Below are 21,896 nucleotides of genomic sequence, written 5' to 3' on the forward strand. Positions count from 1 at the left end.
TCCGCAGTGAGGCCGGCTCAGTCAGCGAGCCGGGGTTGATCCGAGTCGACTCTCAGCGAAGCCGGTGAGTCTGACCCGAAGTTGAACAGCATGAGCAAGTATCGCCTATACATGCGCAACTATGCAATGTGTGTCACGGTTTGGTGCGCGGGCGGGCTTTAGTGTGACGATTCATACCCTCGCTTTATACCCCCTAGGGGTATATGATGAAGCCATGAATACAGGGCATGCACATGAGAACCACACCGGTCACGCGGGACATGATGGCCACATCAGCCAAATGGACCACGGCGCCCATGACCCTCACGGCAGTCACGAGGGTCATGGCGAGCACGCGGGCCACGACGCTCACGACAGCCACTCTGGCCACGGTGGCCACGCGGGCCACGGTGACCATGTCGCGCAGTTTCGGCGGCTGTTCTGGATCATGCTCGTCATTGCGATCCCGGTCATCGCCCTCAGCCCCATGTTCGGTCATCTCGTCGGCTACGAGGTTCCAGAGACCGGCATCCTCGGTTGGCTGCGCTGGCTCTCGCCGATCCTCGGCACGGTCATGTACTTCTGGGGCGGCAAGCCGTTCCTCACGGGTGGGCTCAGCGAACTGAAGGCTCGCAATCCGGGCATGATGCTGCTCATTGCTCTGGCCATCACCGTCGCATTCCTCTCCTCCTGGGGTTCCTCCCTCGGGCTACTTGATGCCCAACTCGACTTCTGGTGGGAGCTGGCACTCCTCGTCGTCATCATGCTCGCCGGGCACTGGCTGGAGATGCGGTCCCTGGCACAGACCACCTCGGCGCTGGACAGCCTGGCGGCGCTGCTGCCCGATCAGGCAGAGACGATCGTCGACGGTGAAGTCGTGATGGTCGACCCCGCCGAGCTCAAGCTCGGCGCCACTGTCATCGTCCGCCCCGGTGCTGCCGTCCCTGCCGACGGCCGGGTCATCGACGGTTCGGCCAGCATGGATGAGTCCATGGTCACGGGGGAATCGACGACCGTTCGCCGTACAGTCGGCGATACCGTGGTGGCAGGCACCGTCGCCACCGACTCCGGGCTGCGCCTGGAGATCACAGCCACCGGCGATGACACTGCGCTGGCTGGCATCCAGAAGCTGGTCTCCGAGGCACAGAACTCAACATCGCGGGCACAGCGGATCGCCGATAGGGCCTCGGCCTGGCTGTTCTGGTTCGCCCACGGGGCCGCCGTCATCACCGCGATCGTCTGGACCCTGGTCGGTCTACCGGACTCGGCGGTCGTGCGCACCATCACCGTCCTCGTCATCGCCTGTCCCCACGCTTTGGGCCTGGCCATCCCGCTCGTCGTATCCATTGCCACCGAGCGGGCAGCCCGCGGCGGTGTCCTCATCAAGGACCGGCTGGCGCTGGAGACGATGCGCACAGTCGATTCCGTGCTCTTCGACAAGACCGGCACCCTGACCAAGGGCGAACCGAGCGTCACCGCGGTCGAAGTCACGACCGACAACAGCACTGAGGATGAGATCCTCGCGCTCGCCGCAGCCGCCGAGTCAGGCAGCGAGCATCCTCTGGCCCGCGCCATCGTCCGCGCCGCAGGAGTCCGTGCGCTCGAGATTCCGGCGGCAACGAACTTCTCCTCGTCGCCAGCGGTTGGAGTCAGGGCTGAGGTCAACGGCGCCGAGGTGGCTGTGGGCGGACCCTATCTGCTCAGCAAGCACGGCGTGGAGGAAGCTCCGATCGCCGCGCAATGGAGCAGCGAGGGCGCCATCATCCTCCACGTCCTTCTCAATGGAAGCGTCATCGGTGCGCTGAAGCTCGCCGATGAGATCCGACCCGAATCCCGCGAAGCCGTCGATGCGCTGCACAAGCGGGGTGCACAGGTGGTCATGATCACCGGTGACGCCGAGGCGGTTGCTCAGTCCGTGGCCGCCGAGCTCGGCATCGATCGGGTATTCGCAGGAGTCCATCCAGCCGACAAGGCCGCAAAGGTCGCCGAGCTGCAGGGAGAAGGGCGCAAGGTCGCGATGGTCGGCGACGGAGTCAACGACGCGCCGGCCTTGGCCGCCGCAGATGTCGGCATCGCCATCGGAGCTGGAACCGATGTGGCCATCGGCTCGGCTGGAGTCATCCTGGCCTCCGATGACCCGAGGTCCGTGCTCTCGGTCATCGAACTCTCCCGAGCGACGTTTCGGAAGATGAAGCAGAACCTGTGGTGGGCCGCTGGCTACAACATCATCTCGGTTCCACTCGCAGCCGGAGTCCTGGCGCCCATCGGGTTCGTCCTGCCGATGAGCGTCGGCGCGATCCTCATGTCGATCTCCACGATCGTGGTCGCACTCAACGCCCAGCTGCTGCGGCGGTTGGACCTGCGACCCGAGGTGTCGGCGTCAGCCGCACGGTAAGCGAACCGTCGGGCCAGTGCGACGGTTCGCGACTCGAGTTCGGGGAAGGCGCCATCTCGGGGGATGTGCCCGTCGCGAAAGAGGCCTTGGCAGGAACCGAAGTTCCTGCCAAGGCCTCTGACTGAGCGGTGAGATTACCGCGCCAGGGTCTGATCTGTTGAGCTGGTGCCGATTCCCAAGGTCACCTGCGTGCCCCACGGATCGGAAAGGCGGACTGAGCGACCATCGTCGGCGAAGTCCATCTTCCGGGCCTTCAGGCGAGCGACGAGTGCGTCGAGGTCCTCACGACCCGGCACGGTGATGGCGACATCGCCGAGGCCGAGGCTGGCTGCACGTGGGCCGGCACCGCGGCTGTTCCAGGTGTTCATCGCAACGTGGTGGTGGTATCCACCGGCCGCGGCGAAGAGGACGCCTGGCATCGAGGCCAGCGTCGGCTCGAAGCCGAGAGCGTCGACATAGAACTTGCGTGCGGTCGGCACATCGCCGACCTGCAGGTGGACGTGGCCGATGATTCCCGGCAGAGTGTTGGCCTGTGACAATGTCTTTTCGTCAAGGTGCTCGGCCAGGAAGGCATTCGGGTCGAGGTAGATGGTGTCCATGCGGACCTCACCATCGGCAGAGTGCTTCCACTCCGAGCGGTCGCGGTCGACGTAGAGCTCGATGCCGTTGCCCTCTGGATCGGTGAAGTAGAAGGCCTCGCTGACGAGGTGGTCGCTCGAACCGACGAACTGGCTGTTCGTGTTCTGCGCAGCGTGAGCAACAGTTGCGGCCAGCGACGCCTGGTTCTCGAACAGGAAGGCAGTGTGGAAAAGGCCCGCCTGGGTGCGGTCGACGCCGGGCAGGTTGGGTGTGGCGACGAGCTTGACCAGGGGAGTGGTGCCGCGGCCGAGGACACGGTGGATCTCGTTGCCGCGCTCCACCTCTTCGAGGGGTTCCATCGCGAGGGCGTTGGAGTAGTAGGTCGACATCTTCTCGAGATCGCCGACGCGCAGGGTGACGGCGTCCATTCCGGTGGCTGCGCTGAGCAGGGTGTCGTTGACGACAGGCGATGCGGTAGCGGATGCTGTGGTGTTCTCGGTGACGGTCATGTCGCCCTCCTGGGTGAGGAATAATTGCGATACAAGTAGTTTAACGTTCAACTACCACTGTACACGGGTGCAACCGAGAGGGCAACACCAATATTCCCGGCTACTTATTCAGACGCTCGAGCGTTACGGCATCTGTGCGTGATATGACAGAACGAACGGCTGACTGCGGATGCCGAAGACCTCCGTGGCCGACTTCAAGGGAGATGATGGCATGAATGGCGCCGAGAGCCTGCTGGAGACACTGGGTCACAACGGTATCGAGGTCTGCTTCGCCAACCCCGGTACCTCGGAGATGCACTTCGTCGCAGCGCTGGATCGACAACCCCACGTCCGCGGCGTGCTCGGTCTCTTCGAAGGCGTCGTCACCGGGGCTGCAGACGGCTACTCGCGGATGCTCGACAAGCCCGCAGCCACCCTGCTGCATCTGGGGCCAGGGGCGGCCAACGGGCTCTCCAGTCTTCACAACGCTCTGCGTGCCCGGGCCTCGATGGTCAACATCATCGGCGATCATGCCGGCTACCACCGGAGCCTCGACGCACCGCTGACCTCTGACATCGAAGGGGCCGTTCGGCCCTTCAGCAACTGGGTGCGCACCTCACCCTCGGCGAACTCAATCGCCAAGGACGCAGCCGACGCCATCGGGTACAGCCTCTCAGGACAGATCAGCTCCCTTATCCTGCCAGCCGACACCGCGTGGAACACCGCCGATGAGTACACCCAACCCGTGAACGCGGTCGCGTCCACTCCGGTAGCCATCGATCCCGCCGAGGTTGCCGCCAGTGCCGCACGACTGCGGGCCTCGGGACGGAGAACGGCCATCCTCCTCGGCGGACGTGCCCTGCGTTCAGCCCAGCTGGAGACCGCGGCTCAGATCGCCGAGGCCGCCGGTGCCACACTGCTGGCTGAAACCTTTGCCGCCCGGACCGAACGTGGGGCCGGTCGGCCAACGGTGACGAAGATTCCCTACCCTGTCGAGCCATCGGTGGAGCTGCTGAAGGACTTCGATGCCCTCATCCTCGTCGATGCGAAACCGCCTGTGGCCTTCTTTGCCTACCCCGACAAGCCAAGCGTGCTCACTGCTCCTGGCACCACTTTCTTCACTCTCAGTCCCATCGGCGCGGATTCCTCGGAGGCTCTCGAAGCCCTGCGCGAATGCGTCGGTGTGGGTCCAAGCACTCGCGGGTCGGGCTCGTCCGATATTGCACACTCGGCCGACCTCGAATTGGTTCGCTCCACTCACCGGGCCGAATTCGCCCCGGCGCAGATGCCCAGCGGATCCATCACCGTGGGCAAGCTCGCCGCCTGGCTCTCGGGTGCGATCCCAGAGAATGCGATCGTCCTCGACGAATCCATCACCACGGGACGAGACTTCTACGCTCAGACTGCAGGCTCGCATCCGCATGACTACCTCGGCGGCACCGGCGGATCCATCGGCTGGGCACTTCCCGTCGGTGTCGGCGCTGCGATCTCCAGTCCTGACAGGAAGGTCATCGTCTTGGAATCCGACGGTTCGGGCATGTATAACCCGCAGGCTCTGTGGACCTATGCGCGGGAGCAGCTCGACATTGTCGTTCTCATCTTCGCCAATCGGAAGTATCAGATTCTGCGCAACGAGATGTCCAATGTCGGCGTCCCCGACTTCGGTCCGAAGGCCGAATCACTACTCGACATCGGTAACCCCGCCATCGACTGGGTCGCCCTCTCCCACGGCATGGGGGTGCAAGCAAGCCGGGTCGAGACCATCGAGGAACTCGACCGCGACTTCCGTGCAGGCCTGGGCGATTCGGGACCACGACTCATCGAGGTCCTCGTCTGATTCAGTACGCGGCAGACCGCAAGCGGTCGGCAGCACGCAGCAAGCGGTCGGCAGCAGGCAGCAATCGGCAGGCTGAACCGGTCAGCTGAAAGTGTCTCCGGCTTTCGACTCATCAATGGCCTCGTGCGAGCCATCCGAGTGCCGATAGAGCTTGACGCCTTCGTGCAGTGCAGTTGACTGCATGCGGGCTTCCGAGCTGTCTTCGGTGTATCCGACCTTCTCTCCCTGACCGATATTCACGCTGGTGAATCGTTTGGCCAGGCGGCTGATCGGGTTGGTGGAATTGTGTGATCTCTTCACTTCTGCGGTCATGATGATTCGCCCCACTTCATCGCAGATCCAATGGACTGATTATAGCTCCGCCGGGTGAGAAAGCGCCGAGGAATCTGCTCGAAGCGAGCTGGCCGATGGCGGTGATTGAGGCGGCGGCCGATGAGGTCAGCGAGGGGAACCCTAATGCAGGGATCCGGCCGTATATCGATAGGGTAGAACCATGAAGTCCGCTCCTCAGCTAGTATCGGCGTTGACCGTGGCCATTGCCCTCTCACTCAGCGGCTGCAGCGCCGATGAGTCCGATACTGGTGACATCGAAGCAGGCCAGAGTGCCGAGGTGCCCGGCAGTGACTTCGACACCACCGATGCGCTCGGTGACTTCTTGAGCGAGACTATCGACGAGGTCCATGTGCACCGAGAGTCCGAGAGCAACCCGGACTTCGACCACGACAGAGACGCCGACCGTCTGCACGTCGAATTCCCGTCTGAAGGGAAGTTGCACACCGACCAGAAGGCCACCGCCGATGCGGTTCAAGGCGCAGGCAACGCCGAGTTCGACTATGACGTGCTCATGGTCACCGGCACCACCGACACTGGCACCTGGTCATATATGTTCAGCACCGACACCGTGGACGAGCTGACAGCAGGGGACTCGGTCGTCGAAGCCGACACTGTGTGGGACTCCGCAGATCAGGACTTCGATTCGGTGCATCGCTGAGGCAGGGCATCGTCAGGCCGATCAGGCTCGCGGGTCGACGATGATTTTCACATGATGCTCATTGTTGTTGATGAGTTCGTCGAAGCCTCCGGAGACCAGTTCATCAAGCCCGATGCGTCCGGTGATGAACGGAGCAAGGTCGATCTTTCCGCTGCGCACGAGTTCGATTGTGGACGGGTGATCGCCGGAGTAGCCGATGGTCCCTCTCAGGTCGATCTCTTTGAGCACAAGCTTCGGCATATCGACTTCGGGCTTGTGGCCCCAGATGGAGACGTTGACGATCACTGCTCCCGGGCGAACCGCGTCGAGCAGCATGTCGAGTACCACTGGAACCGATGAACACTCGAAGCCGAGGTCTGCACCTTGACCGTTTGTGCGGTCACGGACCTTCTCGGCCACGTCACCCTCTCGTGGATCCAGGACTTCGTCGGCAACTCCGGTCGACAGCGCCATCTTCTTCCGCGCCTCGGAGAGCTCGGAGATGAAGACAGTGAGGCCCTCCGCCTTGAGCACAGCAGCGGTGAGCAGCCCGATGGGGCCCGCTCCGCCGACGATGGCGACCTGGCCGGACTTCGCACCGGAGCGGACGACCGCATGGTGGGCCACGGAGAGCGGTTCGATGAGCGCAGCCTGATCGAGCGGAATGTCACCGATCGGATGAACCCACCGCCGCTGAACGACGATCTTCTCGGACAGACCACCGCCACCACCACCGAGCCCGATGAAGTTCATGTCCTTCGACAGCTGATAACTCTGCCCGACGCTCGTATCGACATTGTCGCCGATGATGAGGGGCTCGACGACGATGTTCTGGCCCACTTCAAGATCAGTCACGCCCTCGCCGAGGTTGGTGATCGTTCCTGAGAATTCGTGTCCCATGGTCACCGGGGCAGATTCGCCGGAGATCGGATGTGGGTGTCCTTCGGGCGGGACGAAGATAGGACCTTCGAGGAATTCGTGCAGGTCGGTTCCGCAGATTCCGCACCAGGCTACGTCAATTGCGACAGTTCCGGGCCTCAGCTCGGGCTCGAGAATGTCCTCGATGCGGATGTCATTGCGATCATGGAATCGTGCCGCCTTCATATGAGTCGACCCTTTCGTCATTGAGAACGAAGCCGGTCTGACCTACAGCAGAAATCATCGGTGACTCGCGAAGGCCGTGGCTCCTGGTCGAGACTCTACTTCGAGACAACCGAACTGTATTGCCGATTTATCGTCTCGTGAGAATGTTCGCGCTCGGGCGGCAGTCGGAGTCTCTCATGCCACCAGAATCGAACCGAGGGCACGTTCGGCAAGGCTCCACTGCGATGCACAAGTGGCTCTAGTCGTGCCGCTCATCGCTGACGACAGCTATGTCTGCGACCTCAGAGCGCAGCTGCTCAAGGAGCCGATCGCCTTCCTCCCAATAATGCTGCTCGTTCTCAGCCGAGTCCCACTCGAAACTTGGACCGTGCGAATCCGTGAAATGTGCGTTCCAGAACCTCATCAACTCCCTCAACCCGGATGAAAGTCCATCGGACAGGTCGTAGTCACAGGGGTCCATCGCATATTTGTCGGTGCCGCTTTCCCATAGCGGATGCTTCCTCCCATGATCGGGAAAGTACCTGATCTCGCGCCGTTTCCTGCCCACCCCTACTTCTCCACCACAACACCATCGGGGTCGGCGAAGACCATAGCGCCGGGGCGAATGGTGGCGCCGCCGATCTCGAGGGTGACGTCGAGATCTCCCTCGCCGGTCTTGGCACTCTTGCGCGGGTTGCTGGCCAGGGCCTTGATGCCCAAGCCCATGGACGACAGCGCCACTCGGTCGCGGACGGCTCCATTGATGACGACTCCGGCCCAACCGTTGCTCACAGCGAGCTCGGCGATCATGTCACCCATCAGGGCAGTAGCGATCGAGCCGCCGCCGTCGATGATGAGTACGGCACCATCGCCGGGCTGGGACAGCGTCGACTTCGCCAGTGCGTTGTCCTGGTAGCAGCGAACGGTTCGGGCCGGACCGGAGAATGAGTCCTTGGCGCCGAAGTCACCGAAGTTCAGGGCAATAGAATCCAGCTCTGGTCCGCGTTCGTCCCAGAGATCGGCGGTCGAGACTGTCATGGTGGTGTCCTCCAGGTAGGTGAGTCACGCAAGCGGATTGTTTGAGAAGACGTTCGTCGTTGGCTCCAGACTATGCGAATGCTCCGGCCCGAGCATAGAGTCCAGGCACTCCACCCGAATGGATGAAGACCACGTGATCGTCGGTCCCGAACCGTCCTTGCCGGACCAGGTCGATGAGACCTGCCGCGGCCTTCCCTGTGTAGACCGGGTCGAGGAGAATTCCCTCGGTCTGGGCAAAGAGCCGCACGGCTTCGACCATTTCTGGGGTCGGCAGGGCGTACCCGGTACCGAAGTAGTCGCCGAGGCCGAGACTGCGTTCGCGGGGGACTGGTGGGAGTTCGAGGAATGCGGCGAGCTCGTCGACGAGGCCCACGATCTTCGGTTCCTGCTCCTCCTGCGAGCGGCTGACGTTGATGCCGACCACCGGAATCTGACTGTCGGCACTGTGCAGGCCGACGATGAGTCCGGCCTGCATCCCAACAGACCCGCTCGGGGTCACGATCGACGAGACGTCCAGGCCCACCTCGGCGAACTGGGTGAGCAGCTCCTGCGCACAATCGACATAGCCCAGGGCGCCGGTGACGTTCGAGCCACCGACTGGGATGACATACGGATTGCGCCCCTGGGCCTTGAGCTCGCCAGCCAACTCGTGGGCGCGAGCAATGAGGTCACTGCCGTTGGGGTGGACTTCAACCGAGTCCGCGCGGAGGAGGTCGAAGAGCAGGAAATTGCCCGTGTGCTCCGGAGGATTCCCGCCAGCGTCTGCTGGGATCGGCGCACCATCGGAACCGAGGTCTTCTTCGAGGACCAGGTGGCACTCGAGCCCTTCACGACTGGCGGCAGAGAGGGTGAGTCGACAGTGATTGGACTGTACCCCGCCTGCGGTGACGAGGGTGTCGGCACCCTGGGCCAGGGCATCAGCGATGAGGAACTCGAGTTTGCGGGTCTTGTTCCCGCCTTGGGTCAGTCCCAGCTGGTCATCACGCTTGATCCAGATCTGCGGCCCGCCCAACTGCCTGCTCAGACGCTCGAGATGGTCAAGCGCGGTGGGTCCGTTGGTGTACCGGCGGCGGGGCAGTGTGTTGAGGTCAACCATGGTTCCCGAGTCTACTTGCCACAGGCTCTCGGCAGGATCTTTGAGAGCCGGTCAGTGAGACGGCAGGCTCAGAGTGACGGGTGGGTGGCGTCTTTGAACTGGACATGGTGAACAGCCGGGTGCAGGCCATGTGTGGCGCCTTCATTGTTGACGCTGAAGGTCAGCAATTCTTTGGTGACCTTGTTCTGGTAGACCACGGAGGATGATTCCCCGGACCCGTCTGCGGCGATGCGATCCCACTGCGTCGCAAACACGTCACCATGCTCAGACAGTGCTTTGACCACGCCGGGCGTGGCATACTCGTTGACTTCCTCCTCAGAGCCGACACCCCACGCCTTCACAAGCGCGTCCGCGTAGCCGGAGGCATTCGTCGGATGACCATCGCTGTGCGCGCCGACGGCAACACTGACCTCAGGGCTCGACCCGGCATCTGCTGGGGAGTGCGTTGCAGCCAGCGCGGATCCGCCGGTCACCCCGACTCCGGCAATCCCGGCGATCGCGGCGATGGCCAATGCTGCTGCGTGTCTGCGAATGGTGGTGGTCATGGCGTCCTTGCCTCCTGCTGGTGGCTGACAGTGCTGGTGCCTGTCAGAGATAGTCATCGATCACGATGATTATCGTCATCGCAGGTGAGCGACGAACAACGGTCCCTGAGAAAACGCTCAGTGACTGTTGCAGTTCTGCGAACTTCACATTGCGATGAGATCGCAGCTTTGAGATATTTGCATGGATCCTTGTGGAAAAGATGATTTGGGAGTCCGACAAGGAGGCTTTCAAGGACGATGTCGAAATCGGATCGTGATCAAGATTTTTCGGTCGAAGCCACCTCGGCGAGGGCGATCTCCGATTCCTCGGAGGCGTCGTCATCGGACTTGTCCATCCAATCCTTCCCGTCCAGGACGCGGGCGACCATCATGGAACTGGCCTGGTCACCGACCGAGTTGACAGTGGTCGCTGGGGGATCGATGACGGTGCCGATGATCTGGATGATGGGAAGTGCCGCGGCGGGGAAGCCATAGAGGGTGATGATCATCAGCTCGCCGATGAAGCCGCCCGAGGGGATGCCTGCCATGACCATCCCGGCCAGCAGTGCCACGGCGATGCCGATGAGGATATTGCCGGGGGTGAAGAAATCGCGTCCGAAGACGGCGAAGAGGAAGGCGATCTTGAGGATCGCGGACAGGCTCGAGCCCTCCATGTGGATCGTCGCCCCGATCGGAATGATCGTCTCCCGGATATCGCGGGGCACGCCGATGCGCTTGCCCGCTCGGAGATTGGCCGGGATCGCCGCCACCGAGGAGGACGTGCCCAAGGAGATCGCCGTCGGTTCGATGATGTTCGACCAGAACGCAGAGATCCCGCGCCGGCCGCCAGCGAGGAAGGCATAGAGGGTGAAGGCGACAACGAAGTAGACGATGGCCACGGGGTAGTAGACGAGGAAGGCGCGGACGTAGTCACCGACCAGCTGTGCCCCGAGCTCACCGATCAGAGCTGCGAAGTAGGCGCCCAGGCCGATCGGGGCGTAGTACATGATGATCGAGGTGAATTTGAGGAAGACCTCGGACCCGGAATGGAGGAACTGGGCGAAGGGTTTGCCGGCCGCACCGATCTTGGAGGTGGCGATGCCGACGATGACGGCGAAGACGATCAGGGCGAGCATGTGCTCGGCGGAGAGGATCTTCGAGAAGTCATCGACAACGAAGGTCGACACTAGCTGATCACCGATCGACCCGACCTCCTCGACGTCCTCGGGTTGGGTCATCTCGACCTTGACGCCCTCGGTGGCCTTGGTGATCCACAGGGCCGCGATCATCACGAACGAGGCGATGATGCCGGTGATGGCGAAGATGCCGAGCATGCTGCCAAGGATCTTGCCCAGCCTGGTGGCCGAGGACATGCTCGCCACCGCCGAGGAGATGGAGAAGAAGACCAGCGGCACGACGAGGGTGAACATCATGTTGATGAACAGTGTGCCGAAGGGTCTGATGACCGTGGCCTTCTCGCCGAAGATCAGCCCGATGATCGCACCGATGACGACGCCGGTGAGGATGAGCAGCGGAAACCGATAGTTGCGCAGGATCTGGCCGAGCCTCGATGTCGATTGTGGTGGGGTGCTGTCGTTCGAACTGTTCGTACTGGTGGCTGAAGGGCCAGTGTTGTTGGGCATGAGGAGCGACCTTTCCGGGAATATCTCACCTGCGCGGCAGCCCATGGTGACAAGGAGAACTGCCCAGGAGATCCTAGTGGAAAGAGCGACCTCGGGCCGGACCGGTCCAAACACCTGTACTTAACGATCAATTAGTTTAGACTGAGCTCCGTGAACGATCAGAACCTGGACAATGTTGTCCCACCGGCCACCACCGACTCTCTGCTCTCGGCGGCAGACATTCAGTTCCTCCTCTATGACTGGCTGCACGTCGACGCATTCTGCGAACGCGAGCGATTCGCCGGACATTCCCGTGAGACCTTCGACTCGGTGCTGGCCGCCAGCGAAGAACTGGCCAAGGAGCACTTCGCTCCGCACGCCAGAAAGTCCGATCTCAACGAACCCACCTTCGACGGTGAGCGCGTCACCCTCATCCCCGAGATCAAGACCGCTCTCGACCGCTTCGCCGAGGTCGGATTGCTCTCGGCGACCATGGACGAAGAAGTCGGAGGCATCCAACTGCCCCAGACCGTGGCCACGGCCTGCTTCACCTGGTTCCAAGCGGCCAATATCGCGACCTCGAGCTACCCGATGCTGACCATGGCCAATGCGAGCCTGCTGCTCGAATACGGGACGCAGGAACAGATTGAGACCTTCGTCCTCCCCGAGATCGAAGGCAGATTCTTCGGCACCATGTGCCTGTCCGAACCCGACATCGGTTCCTCGCTCGGAGACGTCACCACGCGTGCCGTGCCCGATCCCGAAGGGCCAGAGGGCACCTTTCGGGTGCATGGGACGAAGATGTGGATCTCCGGCGGCGACCACGAACTGTCTGAGAACATCGTCCACCTCGTCCTCGCCCGCGCCGAGGGTGACGGACCCGGAACCAAGGGGCTGAGCCTCTTCATCGTCTCCAAACACCTCGTCGACAGCGACGGCAGCATCGGCGAACGCAATGACGTCGTGCTCTCGGGACTCAACCACAAAATGGGCTGGCGCGGGACGACGAACACGCTGCTCAACTTCGGCGAGGGTACGCACACACCCCAGGGTTCAGCCGGTGCCGTCGGCTACCTCGTGGGGGAGCGCGGCAAGGGCCTGAACTACATGTTCCACATGATGAACTCCGCACGCATCGGTGTCGGCGCCGGTGCCGTCGCGCTCGGCTACCACGGCTATCTTGACGCCCTGCGCTACGCACGTGAACGCCGCCAAGGCCGCTCCGACGACGGCCGCGGCAAAGACTCCCCGCAGGTGCCGATCATCGAACACGCCGATGTGCGCCGCATGCTCCTGTCCTCGAAGAGCTACGTCGAAGGAGGCCTGGGACTCATCCTCTACGCCGCCAGACTCCTCGACGAATCCGAAACCGCTGGCACCGAGTCCGGGCGTGCTCGTGCAGCACTCCTCCTCGACGTGCTCACTCCGATCGTGAAGACCTGGCCGAGCGTCTGGGGACTGAAGGCCAATGATCACGCGATTCAGGTCCTCGGCGGAGCCGGCTACACCCGTGACCATGCCGTCGAGCAGCTCTTCCGCGACAACCGACTCAACCCGATCCATGAGGGCACACACGGCATCCAGGCCAAGGATCTCCTCGGCCGCAAAGTCATCATGGGCGGGGGAGAAGGACTGAAGGTTCTCGTGGAGGAGATGCGCTCCACCCTCGTCGAGGCGGACGCTACTACCTCATGGACTAACGAATCCGCGGCGCTGGCCGCAGCAATCGAGCGCATCGAGACCGTGACCGCCGCCGTCTGGAAGTCCGGGGATCCCGTCCATGCGTTGGAGAATGCGTGGACCTACCTCGAGGCGGTCGGGCACACGGTCATCGCCTGGCTGTGGCTGCAGCAGGGCATGGCCGCCGAGGCTGCCGCTGCGTCGCGTGGTGACTCAACGCTGCTGCGCGGCAAGATCGCGGCCGCTCGCTACTTCTTCATCCACGAACTGCCGCAGACCGAACCCTGGTTCGACCTGGTGGAGACCGGTCCGACGACGTTCACCGGACTCGACGACACCTGCTTGTGAGACTCCTGCGGCCATGAAGCCTCGGTGGAGACTTTCGCCAAAGTGATCCCCTTGCTACGGTGGCGGCACAAGCGGAATGTTTCTGTCGTTCCCACAGATCCTGTCCCGGAGCGGCGAGGCATTCGTCCAATCCGAGGAAGGAGACTGATGACTGTAATCTCACCATCGACAACCACGGATCTCTACCCCACTCGCACCGGCGAGAGGACTGAAGTCCTGGATCGCAGGGGCCCGATCGCCTACGGTTCGGTCGAACAGGGACCTCTCGATGCGAAGTCGCTGCAGCACTACGACGACAAGGGCTATCTCACCATCGACGAGCTCATCACCCCGGAGGAACTCGACACGTTCCGGGCCGAGCTGCACCGTCTAGCCAATGACCCGAAGGTCAAGGACGATGACGCCACCATTGTCGAGGCGAAGTCCAACGAAGTCAGGTCGATCTTCGACATCCACCGCAGCAACAAGATCTTCGCCAAGATCGCCAATGATCCCAGGGTAGTTGCGCGAGCCGAACAGCTGCTGGGCTCCGAGGTCTACATCCATCAGAGTCGCATCAACTACAAGCCCGGTTTCGTGGGCAAGGAATTCTCCTGGCACTCTGACTTCGAGACCTGGCATGCCGAGGATGGCATGCCCGAGCCGCGGGCCGTGAGCTTGTCGTTGTCGTTGACGGACAACTATTCGTTCAACGGGCCGCTGATGATCATGCCGGGTTCGCATCAGCGCTACATCAGCTGCGTCGGCGGCACCCCGGAGGACAACTACAAGAAGTCACTGGTCATGCAGGGCGCGGGCACCCCCGATCCGCAGACATTGAGTGACTTCGCTGACGAATACGGCATCGATGTCCTCGAGGGTCCCGCCGGTGGCGCGGTCATGTTCGACTCCAACTGCATGCACGCCTCGAACGGGAATGTCACCCCGTATTCGAGGTCGAACATCTTCATCGTCTACAACTCGGTGGAGAACACATGCGTCGAACCCTTCGCCGCACCGAATCCGCGCCCCGAGTTCGTCGGCAGCACGGATTTCACGCCGGCCGGTTCCTGACATGATGAAGCCCGGCACCTGGATGATCAGGTGCCGGGCTTCGCCCGTTGGGGCATGGTTTCGTCAGTCGGCTGAGCTCGTCTCAGTCGTTTGAGCCGTCTTCCGGATCGACCTTGGACTCGTCGACGGCCTCATGCGAGCCGTCCGGATTGCGGTAGAGCTTCACACCCTCGCCCTCGGCAGCGGCCTGAGCATCCTCTTCACCGTGTTCTTCGACGTACCCGGGGGTCGCACCGTAGGAGACGTTCGGACCGACGGCTTTCGAACCTACCTCTTCGAGCTTCTCATTGATCTTCTCGGTCTTGTTCTGCTCATCGTGATCATTGTTCATGTCTCAACACCTCGCTCTACTCAGATCGTCCGTGGCCCTCATGCTACTCCGAGATGCGCTGAACGTGGGCCTGTCGCGCTGCTGCTGGTGCTGTCATCGTGGACAACGTGTTCGAAACGGTTCATGAAAAACTTGGATCTGACGTATCGGAAAGGTGTTTGAACGCGCATGATGGTGATACCAAGTTCGAGCACTGACATCCGAGGGGAGGTGCAGCCATGTCTGAGAATCATCAGCCAGAGAACGGGCAGGACGAGTCCTCAACCTTCCCCGCCGAGGCGACCGAGGGTTCCGCTGAACGTTCCGAGTCCGCACAGAGCCGTCACGACCACGACGACAAGATGGTCGACGAATGGGAAGACGAATCATTCCCCGCCAGTGATCCACCAGGACACTACTGACGGTCCCGCCGCTGAAACGACGATCGCGGCGCCACACCGGCGAGTCGACTGTCGCGGAGAGTCAGGCAATGACTCCTCCGCGACAGCTCGTCAGCCGGGTCGCAGCCATCGGTGCCGGCTTTACTGCATACGGTGGTTACTTCGCCCAATTCGATGGGGCTGTGTCTTCCGCGACTTGTCTGAGCACGTCCAGCGCCGTCGTCACCTTCTTCAGCATTCGCGAGTCTTCCACGGTAACTCCCACGATGGTGTTCGAGAACTCGGGATTGTTCACCGGCAGGTATGTGACCTCCATGCCCTGGAACGAACGGATATCCGGGTGGGGCACCGCGTTCGCCAAGGAGAAGCCAAGCCCCCAGGCGACCATCGACCGGATTGTCTCGGCATTGGGCAGCAACCACCTGACGTTCGGTTCATGCCCCAAACCACGGATCTGCCCGACGAGCAGATCTGCTGTCGGAGGGGAGTCAAGGAGGATGAGCGGGTCACCGACGAGCTCAGCGATATCGACTCCTCGACGCTTCGCTAGCGGATGATCGGCCGAAACCAATGCGTGCAGCTGAACTTCTGACAACGGATGTTTCTTTAATCCTTCGATCTGCACCTGCTTGCGGTACATCACAGCCAGATCGACCTCACCCGCCAGGATCATCTGCTGAATCGTAGTCGGATGGGCCTCGACGAAGCTGATGTCGATGTCGGGAAACTGCCGTTCGAAACACGACGCCGTGCCGGGAAGCATCCTCGGCGCTGCCGTGGGAATGCATCCGATGCGCAACGGTCCGTGAAGAACAGCGGAGTCTTCATTGACCGACTCGACAGCTTCGGTGACAGTAGCCAGGATCGACCTGGCCCGGATTCCGAATTCACGGCCGGCGCTCGTCGGTCGAGCACGCCTGGCAGGTCCCCGGGCGATAAGTGTGACGTTCAACTGCTTTTCGAGCTGACTGAGGGCTGCCGACACAGTCGCCTGTGACACATTCGATGCAGCAGCCGCGGCGCTGAGAGATCCCCGATCAAGTACGGCGAGAAAGTACTCGATCTGGCGGAGCGTGATGTCCTTCATCGTTTTTACCTATGTTTATGCCGATAATATTTTGATTTTCTTTTTGATCGTGCCGCGGAAGACTGGGCTGAGTCAACCGACCTGAGCAATGAAGCACGAGGCAATCTCACAATGGACAGTTCAAAGATGAAAGTCATCACCCTGGGGACCGCGGGAGGTCCGCGATGGTGGAAAGGTGACGCCAAGGACCGAGCGGGAATCTCGACCGCGGTCGTTGTCGATGACCGGTTCTACCTTGTCGATGCCGGACACGGAGTGGGGCGCAGGGTTCGGCAGGCAGGATTGGATCTCGCCGATCTCGGGGGAGTCTTCATCACCCACCTGCACTCGGACCATACGATCGATCTGCCCTCCCTCATCGTCTTCGGAATGCACGAGCTCCAGGAGCGCGTCGGTGATCCGGTTCCTCTCATCGGTCCGGGGCGGCGCGGTGAGCTTCCGCCCGTATCCTCACGCGCGGTGACAGCTCCAGAGCCCGTTTCTCCGCACAATCCGACCCCTGGTGTCGCGGACATGTTCACCAGCATTGTCGAGGCCTATGCCACGGACCTCAACGACCGGGTCTTCGATTCCCTGCGCCCGTCACCGAAACTGCTGTTCGATCCCCGAGACATCAACGTTCCCGCCGAGGTCGGCTACCACCCGAATGACCATCCGACCCCTGATATGGAACCGTTCGTCGTCTTCGAAGACGATCTGGTTACCGTTTCCGCGATCCTGGTCGAGCACCCACCCATCGCACCGGCGTTCGCTTTCCGCTTCGACAGCGAATTCGGATCTGTGACCGTCTCCGGTGACACCTGCGAAACCGCTAACATGGTGCGGTTGGCCCAGGACACCGATCTGCTCCTGCACGAGGCCATCGACTTCAGCTGGGTGGAGGACAAGTACAGCCATCGGACCGATGCAGAAGGTATCGCTTCACGCGATCATCACTACAAATCGCACACCTCTGTCGATGGGGCGATCCGCATCGCCGACGCCGCCGGGGCACGAACGCTGGCCCTTCATCACCTTGTCCCCGGATCAGCGGACGATTCCGTCTGGTCCCGGGGGAGCGAACAATTCACCGGAACATTCCTCGTTCCCGAAGACCTCGACTCCGTTTCCGTAACCACACCTGCCAACGCGACTATCAGGAGCTGAACACACCATGACGAACAACAATGACGTTGTCGATTCCGACGGTCTGCAGACCTCACTTCGAACTCCGGAGATGCGCCGAATCCTGGCCTCGAGCTTTGTCGGATCCGCGATCGAGTTCTACGATTTCATCCTCTATGCCACAGCATCCTCGATCGTCTTCGCACAACTCTTCTTCGCCGGCCTTGGCCCCGGCCTCTCCCTCTTCGCCTCCTTCAGCACGCTGGCGGCAGGGTATCTGGCCCGGCCACTCGGCGGGGTCATCTTCGGTCACTTCGGTGACAAGGTAGGCCGCAAGAAGGCGCTCATTGTCTCGATGATCATGATGGGAACAGTCACCGTCATCATCGGACTCATGCCACCAACGGCATCCATCGGGGTGATCGCACCAATCTCACTGTTCATCCTGCGCATCATCCAAGGCGTAGCAGTCGGCGGAGAATGGGGAGGAGCAGCTCTCATGGCCTTGGAGCATGCGCCCAAGAAGCGCCGAGGTTTAGCCGCGGCTTTCGCGAACGCCGGAGGGCCCGCCGGCGCCATCCTCGCGACCCTCGTTCTGTCAATGACCGCGACACTCACCGGCGATGGCTTCGCCACATGGGGGTGGCGACTGCCCTTCCTTCTGTCTGCGGTACTCATCGTCGTCGGACTCGTCATCCGACTCAAAGTCAGCGAGACACCGGCCTTCCAACAGCTCGAATCCGAAAGCGAGGAGCGGAAGGTGCCACTCTTGACAGTCTTCGCTCGTTACAAGAAGCAGGTGCTCATTGCCCTACTGGCCACAATGACCATCTACGTCTCGCAGGGACTGACCACCGTCTGGGGCGTCTCCGTCGCAGTGGCGGCAGGCGAGGACAAGTCCGAAGTGCTCAATTGGAAAGCGCTCGGGGCCCTGATCACTCTGATCGTCACGTTCGTAGTCGCTCGTCTCAGCGACCGCCTCGGCCGCAAACGGACGCTGATCGGAGCGCATATCGTGGCAGTGGTGCTCGCGGTGCCGATCGTCCTCCTGATCGTCAGCGGCGAGATCCATCAGTACGCACTTGCCATCATTCTGGGCAATGGCATCGTCCAGGGCATGTGCTACGGACCGATCGCGGCCTACGTCTCCGAGTTGTTTCCACCACAGGTCAGATACTCCGGTGCCTCGGCAGGCTACCAGCTGGCGGCGGCCCTGGGTGCAGGCCTGTCCCCGATGGTCGCCTCGGCGCTGATCCTCGTTCCCGGCACGGGGCCGTATCTGATCGGCGGAGTGTGGGCTGTGATCGCAGTCATCGGTGCAGTTGCCGTATTCAAGAGCCGCCCTTTTGCTGAGGATTCCGAACCAGTCGAGCCAGAGTCGGAACCGGAGACAGGAGGCACACCGGCAATAACCAAGGCGCAGCGAACTGCGGTGTGACCCGGCGCCGACTGGATCTGGTCGGCATCGTGTGGGCTTACGCCATCCGCTCTCCAATCGGATGGAGCTCTGGCAGTTGCACATGAACACCGCACGTGAACTTTGCACGAACTTCGTCGAACGGCCGAAGAATTTGATCGTGTTTCCCACGTCACACGACAACCCTGCTTGTAGTGTTTATATATGACTCACCTCTCCGTTCCACGGGACTATGCGAGCACGCTTGTGCAGGCGACTGCTGACAGCACTCTGCTGGGTACCTACACTCCGCTTCCAGGTGCTTCACCGGTCGCGGCGATACGGCGTTACTTCTGTAAGTACGCGGTGTTCTTCGGACGAGCAAGCCGCAGCGAATACTGGTGGATCGTGCTGCTCAGCACCGTTGTCTACGGCGTGGGTGGTGCGTTGGCCGGGGCCACCCAGATCACGACAGCCGGGGTGAGTCACTTTGGTGGTGTCATCACCGAAGTCAGCATAGGGGCAGGGCTGATCGGTACGTTTCTGCTGGTGTACTTCCTCGCGACGATTCTGCCGACCATCAGCCTCAGCGTGCGCAGGCTCCATGACGTGGGCTTGAGCGGGTGGTTCGTTCTTCTCGGGCTCGTCCCAATCCTGGGCTCGATCACGTTGTTCGTTCTCTTCCTGCTGTCGAGCAATCCCGCTGGACAGCGATTCGACAAGCGCTGACGGTATACGCTCACGTCGAGGCCACTGTGAGTGCCGCCGTAAGCCATCCCGAGGAGACGAACCGTTGACCCAGCAATCCGAGAACTTCGACGCCTCAGGCTCCGGCGTGCCGTCCGCACCATCTCTGAGTGACATCACCGCGCCAGAGCTGTCCTACTTGGCGACCATCGACGTTGATGTGGACGCACCGATCACCATCGGCACCACGGTTGACGGCCTGCGGAAGGTCGTCCCCATCCGCGGTGGTCGAGTCTCCGGTCCGGGACTCAGCGGAGAGGTGCTTGACGCCGGTGCCGACTTTCAGCAGTACCCCAGCGACACCGTGGCCTACCTTGCCGCCGACTACGTCCTGAAGACCGACGACGGGCACCACATCCTCGTAGAGAATCGGGCACTGCGCACCGGAAGCAGCAGCGATCTGAACAAGCTGATGAACGGCGAACAGGTCGACCCCGAGCGTATCTACTTTCGCTGCGTACCGCGATTGAGCGCCGATCAGGACAGTCCCTACGCCTGGCTCAGCGACGTCCTATTCATCGGCTCCGGAGTACGCAGCCCCAACGGCGTGCGCATCGAAATCTTCCAGGTTCACTGACACCTGCCAACTCCGCTGGCACCAGCCAGTGTCACAGACACCGGGCCGATGACCTGACCGTCACGCCGCTGCAGTCTCCCTGGCGTCCGGACGACGGTTCGCTTCGACATCGACTCCACGCATGCCCAGCAGTACGACAGCGGCCAAGAGCAGAATTACGCCGACGAAGACGTAGATCGCCTGCGGGCTCCACCCGCCATCGAGCAGAGCACCTGTGGCGGTCGGAGCGATGATTGCGCCGAAACGGCCGATGCCGATACCCCAGCCCACGCCGGTCGAGCGCAGCGACGACGAGTAGGACTGAGGGGTCAAGACGTAGAGACCGGCGATGCAGCCGTTGCTGAACATACCCACCAAGACGCCGACGATGACGACGAGCGCAATCCAGTGCGCCGTGAAGATGAAGACGGCCATGAGGATCGCGGCCATGACAGAGAAGCACATCAGCACCGATCGGGTCGACCAGCGTGAGGTGAAGAGTCCGAAGACGACCGAGCCGATGGCCCCACCCAAGGTCAGTCCGACGGTGACGACCATCGACAAAGTGTCGGTCAGCCCTGTTTCATTCATCAGTCGTGGGGTCCATGAGTTCACGAAGTAGAAGCCGAACATCACGATGAAGAACGTTGCCCAGACGACGACGGTGACTCGGCGGTTGCGCCGGTTGAACAGCGACATGATTCCGGTGTCGCCCGATTCGCCGGTTTCGACGACGGGGGTGCCGGTGAGTTCAACCGGATCACTGTGACCGAGCCTGCGGGCAATCACGCCGAGCTTCTTCAGCGCGTTCTCGGGTCGTCGATTGTAGAGATAGGACGGCGATTCGGGAATGAGCAGCAATACGAGAACCAGGGAGATCGAGGCCATGACTCCGCCCAGGACGAAGACCGACCTCCAGCCTGACGTGGCGATGAGCGAGATCATGACAGACCCGCCGAGTGCTGCGCCGATGCCGTAGCCGGCGGTGTAGATGCTGATGACCAAGCCGCGACGTTTGCGAGTGGCGTATTCCGCGCAGATGACATTGGTGCCCACGAGGATGCCGCCGATTCCCAGTCCTGTGACGACGCGCCAGATTCCCAGCTGAGTCGCCGAGGTGGCGGTGGCGGAGAGGAAGAGACCGCAGATATTGACGATGAGAGCCACAATCGTCATGTTCCGTCGCCCGATCCGGTCCGCAACCGGACCCAAGACCAGAGCGCCGATCGCCATACCCAGAAGCGCCGCACTCATAACGAGCCCGAGTGCTGTTCCCGAGAGCCCGAATTCCTCGGTGACCTGGTTCGATGAGAAGGAGATCGCGAGGACGTCGTAGCCATCCAGTGCGTTGAGGAGGGTGCAGATGCCGACGATCAGCCACTGATAGGCCGACATCCGTGAGGTGTTGATTCGTTCGCGCAGGTCCACCGCATACTCCGATTCTGTGGTGAGGTAAGCACCCGCATCATTGCGGGATACCTATGACGATAGGTAAAGCGTGACGATCAGCACAGTATCAGCGACGTGAGTCGCAGGCAATGGTTTCGTCTTGCCCAGCAGGTCGACCGCGCCCAGATGCCACCAGCAGAGAATTCACCAGCGG

At 61.8% G+C, this 21,896-nt stretch carries 20 protein-coding genes; 10 read left to right on the top strand and 10 right to left on the bottom strand.

Features of this window, described 5'->3' with window-relative positions; genetic code table 11:
* Positions 1-214 precede the first annotated feature (214 nt).
* Positions 215-2,374, top strand: a complete 2,160-nt coding sequence (locus LQ788_RS07540; protein ID WP_231446311.1) for a heavy metal translocating P-type ATPase — start codon at positions 215-217, stop codon at positions 2,372-2,374.
* Positions 2,375-2,508: 134 nt separating this feature from the next.
* On the opposite strand, the gene LQ788_RS07545 is transcribed toward LQ788_RS07540, so the two are convergent.
* Positions 2,509-3,462 (bottom strand): VOC family protein, encoded by a 954-nt coding sequence (locus tag LQ788_RS07545; RefSeq protein WP_231446313.1) that lies wholly within the window; start codon positions 3,460-3,462, stop codon positions 2,509-2,511.
* 169 nt (positions 3,463-3,631) lie between these two features.
* Here LQ788_RS07545 and LQ788_RS07550 point away from each other — a divergent pair, with 169 nt between their 5' ends.
* Positions 3,632-5,278 carry an acetolactate synthase large subunit gene (locus LQ788_RS07550; protein ID WP_231446315.1) on the top strand — a complete coding sequence of 549 codons (1,647 nt, stop codon included), beginning with the start codon at positions 3,632-3,634 and terminating at the stop codon, positions 5,276-5,278.
* Between the two features lie 81 nt (positions 5,279-5,359).
* On the opposite strand, the gene LQ788_RS07555 is transcribed toward LQ788_RS07550, so the two are convergent.
* Positions 5,360-5,590: a hypothetical protein gene (locus LQ788_RS07555; RefSeq protein ID WP_231446317.1), complete on the bottom strand. Its 231-nt coding sequence runs from the start codon at positions 5,588-5,590 to the stop codon at positions 5,360-5,362.
* A gap of 181 nt (positions 5,591-5,771) precedes the next feature.
* On the opposite strand from LQ788_RS07555, the gene LQ788_RS07560 reads away from it, so the two are divergent.
* Complete coding sequence (locus tag LQ788_RS07560; protein ID WP_231446319.1) at positions 5,772-6,269, top strand: hypothetical protein; 498 nt, start codon at positions 5,772-5,774, stop codon at positions 6,267-6,269.
* 21 nt (positions 6,270-6,290) lie between these two features.
* Here LQ788_RS07560 and LQ788_RS07565 read toward each other — a convergent pair whose 3' ends face one another.
* From LQ788_RS07565 to LQ788_RS07585, 5 genes are all read right to left on the bottom strand, one after another.
* Positions 6,291-7,352 carry a 2,3-butanediol dehydrogenase gene (locus LQ788_RS07565; protein ID WP_231446321.1) on the bottom strand — a complete coding sequence of 354 codons (1,062 nt, stop codon included), beginning with the start codon at positions 7,350-7,352 and terminating at the stop codon, positions 6,291-6,293.
* Between the two features lie 549 nt (positions 7,353-7,901).
* Positions 7,902-8,369, bottom strand: coding sequence for a ribonuclease E activity regulator RraA (rraA, locus tag LQ788_RS07570; RefSeq protein ID WP_231446323.1), 468 nt, complete (start codon positions 8,367-8,369; stop codon positions 7,902-7,904).
* A gap of 70 nt (positions 8,370-8,439) precedes the next feature.
* Positions 8,440-9,465, bottom strand: a complete 1,026-nt coding sequence (locus tag LQ788_RS07575; protein ID WP_231446325.1) for a D-cysteine desulfhydrase family protein — start codon at positions 9,463-9,465, stop codon at positions 8,440-8,442.
* 68 nt (positions 9,466-9,533) lie between these two features.
* Positions 9,534-10,010, bottom strand: coding sequence for a hypothetical protein (locus LQ788_RS07580; protein ID WP_231446327.1), 477 nt, complete (start codon positions 10,008-10,010; stop codon positions 9,534-9,536).
* A 257-nt stretch (positions 10,011-10,267) separates the two neighbouring features.
* A complete protein-coding gene (locus LQ788_RS07585) occupies positions 10,268-11,632 on the bottom strand; it encodes a dicarboxylate/amino acid:cation symporter (RefSeq protein ID WP_231446329.1) in 1,365 nt (454 codons plus the stop codon).
* Positions 11,633-11,782: 150 nt separating this feature from the next.
* Here LQ788_RS07585 and LQ788_RS07590 point away from each other — a divergent pair, with 150 nt between their 5' ends.
* Complete coding sequence (locus LQ788_RS07590; protein WP_231446338.1) at positions 11,783-13,639, top strand: acyl-CoA dehydrogenase; 1,857 nt, start codon at positions 11,783-11,785, stop codon at positions 13,637-13,639.
* Between the two features lie 147 nt (positions 13,640-13,786).
* On the top strand, positions 13,787-14,692 hold the full coding sequence (thpD, locus tag LQ788_RS07595; protein ID WP_231446339.1) for an ectoine hydroxylase: 906 nt from the start codon (positions 13,787-13,789) through the stop codon (positions 14,690-14,692).
* Between the two features lie 82 nt (positions 14,693-14,774).
* On the opposite strand, the gene LQ788_RS07600 is transcribed toward thpD, so the two are convergent.
* Positions 14,775-15,023 (bottom strand): hypothetical protein, encoded by a 249-nt coding sequence (locus LQ788_RS07600; protein ID WP_231446341.1) that lies wholly within the window; start codon positions 15,021-15,023, stop codon positions 14,775-14,777.
* Positions 15,024-15,241: 218 nt separating this feature from the next.
* Here LQ788_RS07600 and LQ788_RS07605 point away from each other — a divergent pair, with 218 nt between their 5' ends.
* Positions 15,242-15,424, top strand: a complete 183-nt coding sequence (locus LQ788_RS07605; protein ID WP_096161631.1) for a hypothetical protein — start codon at positions 15,242-15,244, stop codon at positions 15,422-15,424.
* Between the two features lie 136 nt (positions 15,425-15,560).
* Here LQ788_RS07605 and LQ788_RS07610 read toward each other — a convergent pair whose 3' ends face one another.
* Complete coding sequence (locus tag LQ788_RS07610; RefSeq protein WP_231446343.1) at positions 15,561-16,490, bottom strand: LysR family transcriptional regulator; 930 nt, start codon at positions 16,488-16,490, stop codon at positions 15,561-15,563.
* A 126-nt stretch (positions 16,491-16,616) separates the two neighbouring features.
* Here LQ788_RS07610 and LQ788_RS07615 point away from each other — a divergent pair, with 126 nt between their 5' ends.
* The 4 genes from LQ788_RS07615 to LQ788_RS07630 all read left to right on the top strand — a co-directional run bounded on the left by LQ788_RS07615 (position 16,617) and on the right by LQ788_RS07630 (position 20,314).
* On the top strand, positions 16,617-17,636 hold the full coding sequence (locus LQ788_RS07615) for an MBL fold metallo-hydrolase (protein ID WP_231446345.1): 1,020 nt from the start codon (positions 16,617-16,619) through the stop codon (positions 17,634-17,636).
* A gap of 7 nt (positions 17,637-17,643) precedes the next feature.
* Positions 17,644-19,032: an MFS transporter gene (locus LQ788_RS07620; RefSeq protein ID WP_231446347.1), complete on the top strand. Its 1,389-nt coding sequence runs from the start codon at positions 17,644-17,646 to the stop codon at positions 19,030-19,032.
* Between the two features lie 183 nt (positions 19,033-19,215).
* Positions 19,216-19,719 (top strand): DUF805 domain-containing protein, encoded by a 504-nt coding sequence (locus LQ788_RS07625; protein WP_231446349.1) that lies wholly within the window; start codon positions 19,216-19,218, stop codon positions 19,717-19,719.
* Between the two features lie 64 nt (positions 19,720-19,783).
* Positions 19,784-20,314, top strand: a complete 531-nt coding sequence (locus LQ788_RS07630) for a DUF3237 domain-containing protein (RefSeq protein WP_231446351.1) — start codon at positions 19,784-19,786, stop codon at positions 20,312-20,314.
* A gap of 60 nt (positions 20,315-20,374) precedes the next feature.
* Here LQ788_RS07630 and LQ788_RS07635 read toward each other — a convergent pair whose 3' ends face one another.
* Positions 20,375-21,721, bottom strand: coding sequence for an MFS transporter (locus LQ788_RS07635; RefSeq protein WP_231446353.1), 1,347 nt, complete (start codon positions 21,719-21,721; stop codon positions 20,375-20,377).
* Positions 21,722-21,896 lie beyond the last annotated feature (175 nt).

The sequence above is a fragment of the Brevibacterium zhoupengii genome, from assembly GCF_021117425.1.
GTDB classification, from domain to species: Bacteria; Actinomycetota; Actinomycetes; order Actinomycetales; family Brevibacteriaceae; genus Brevibacterium; species Brevibacterium zhoupengii.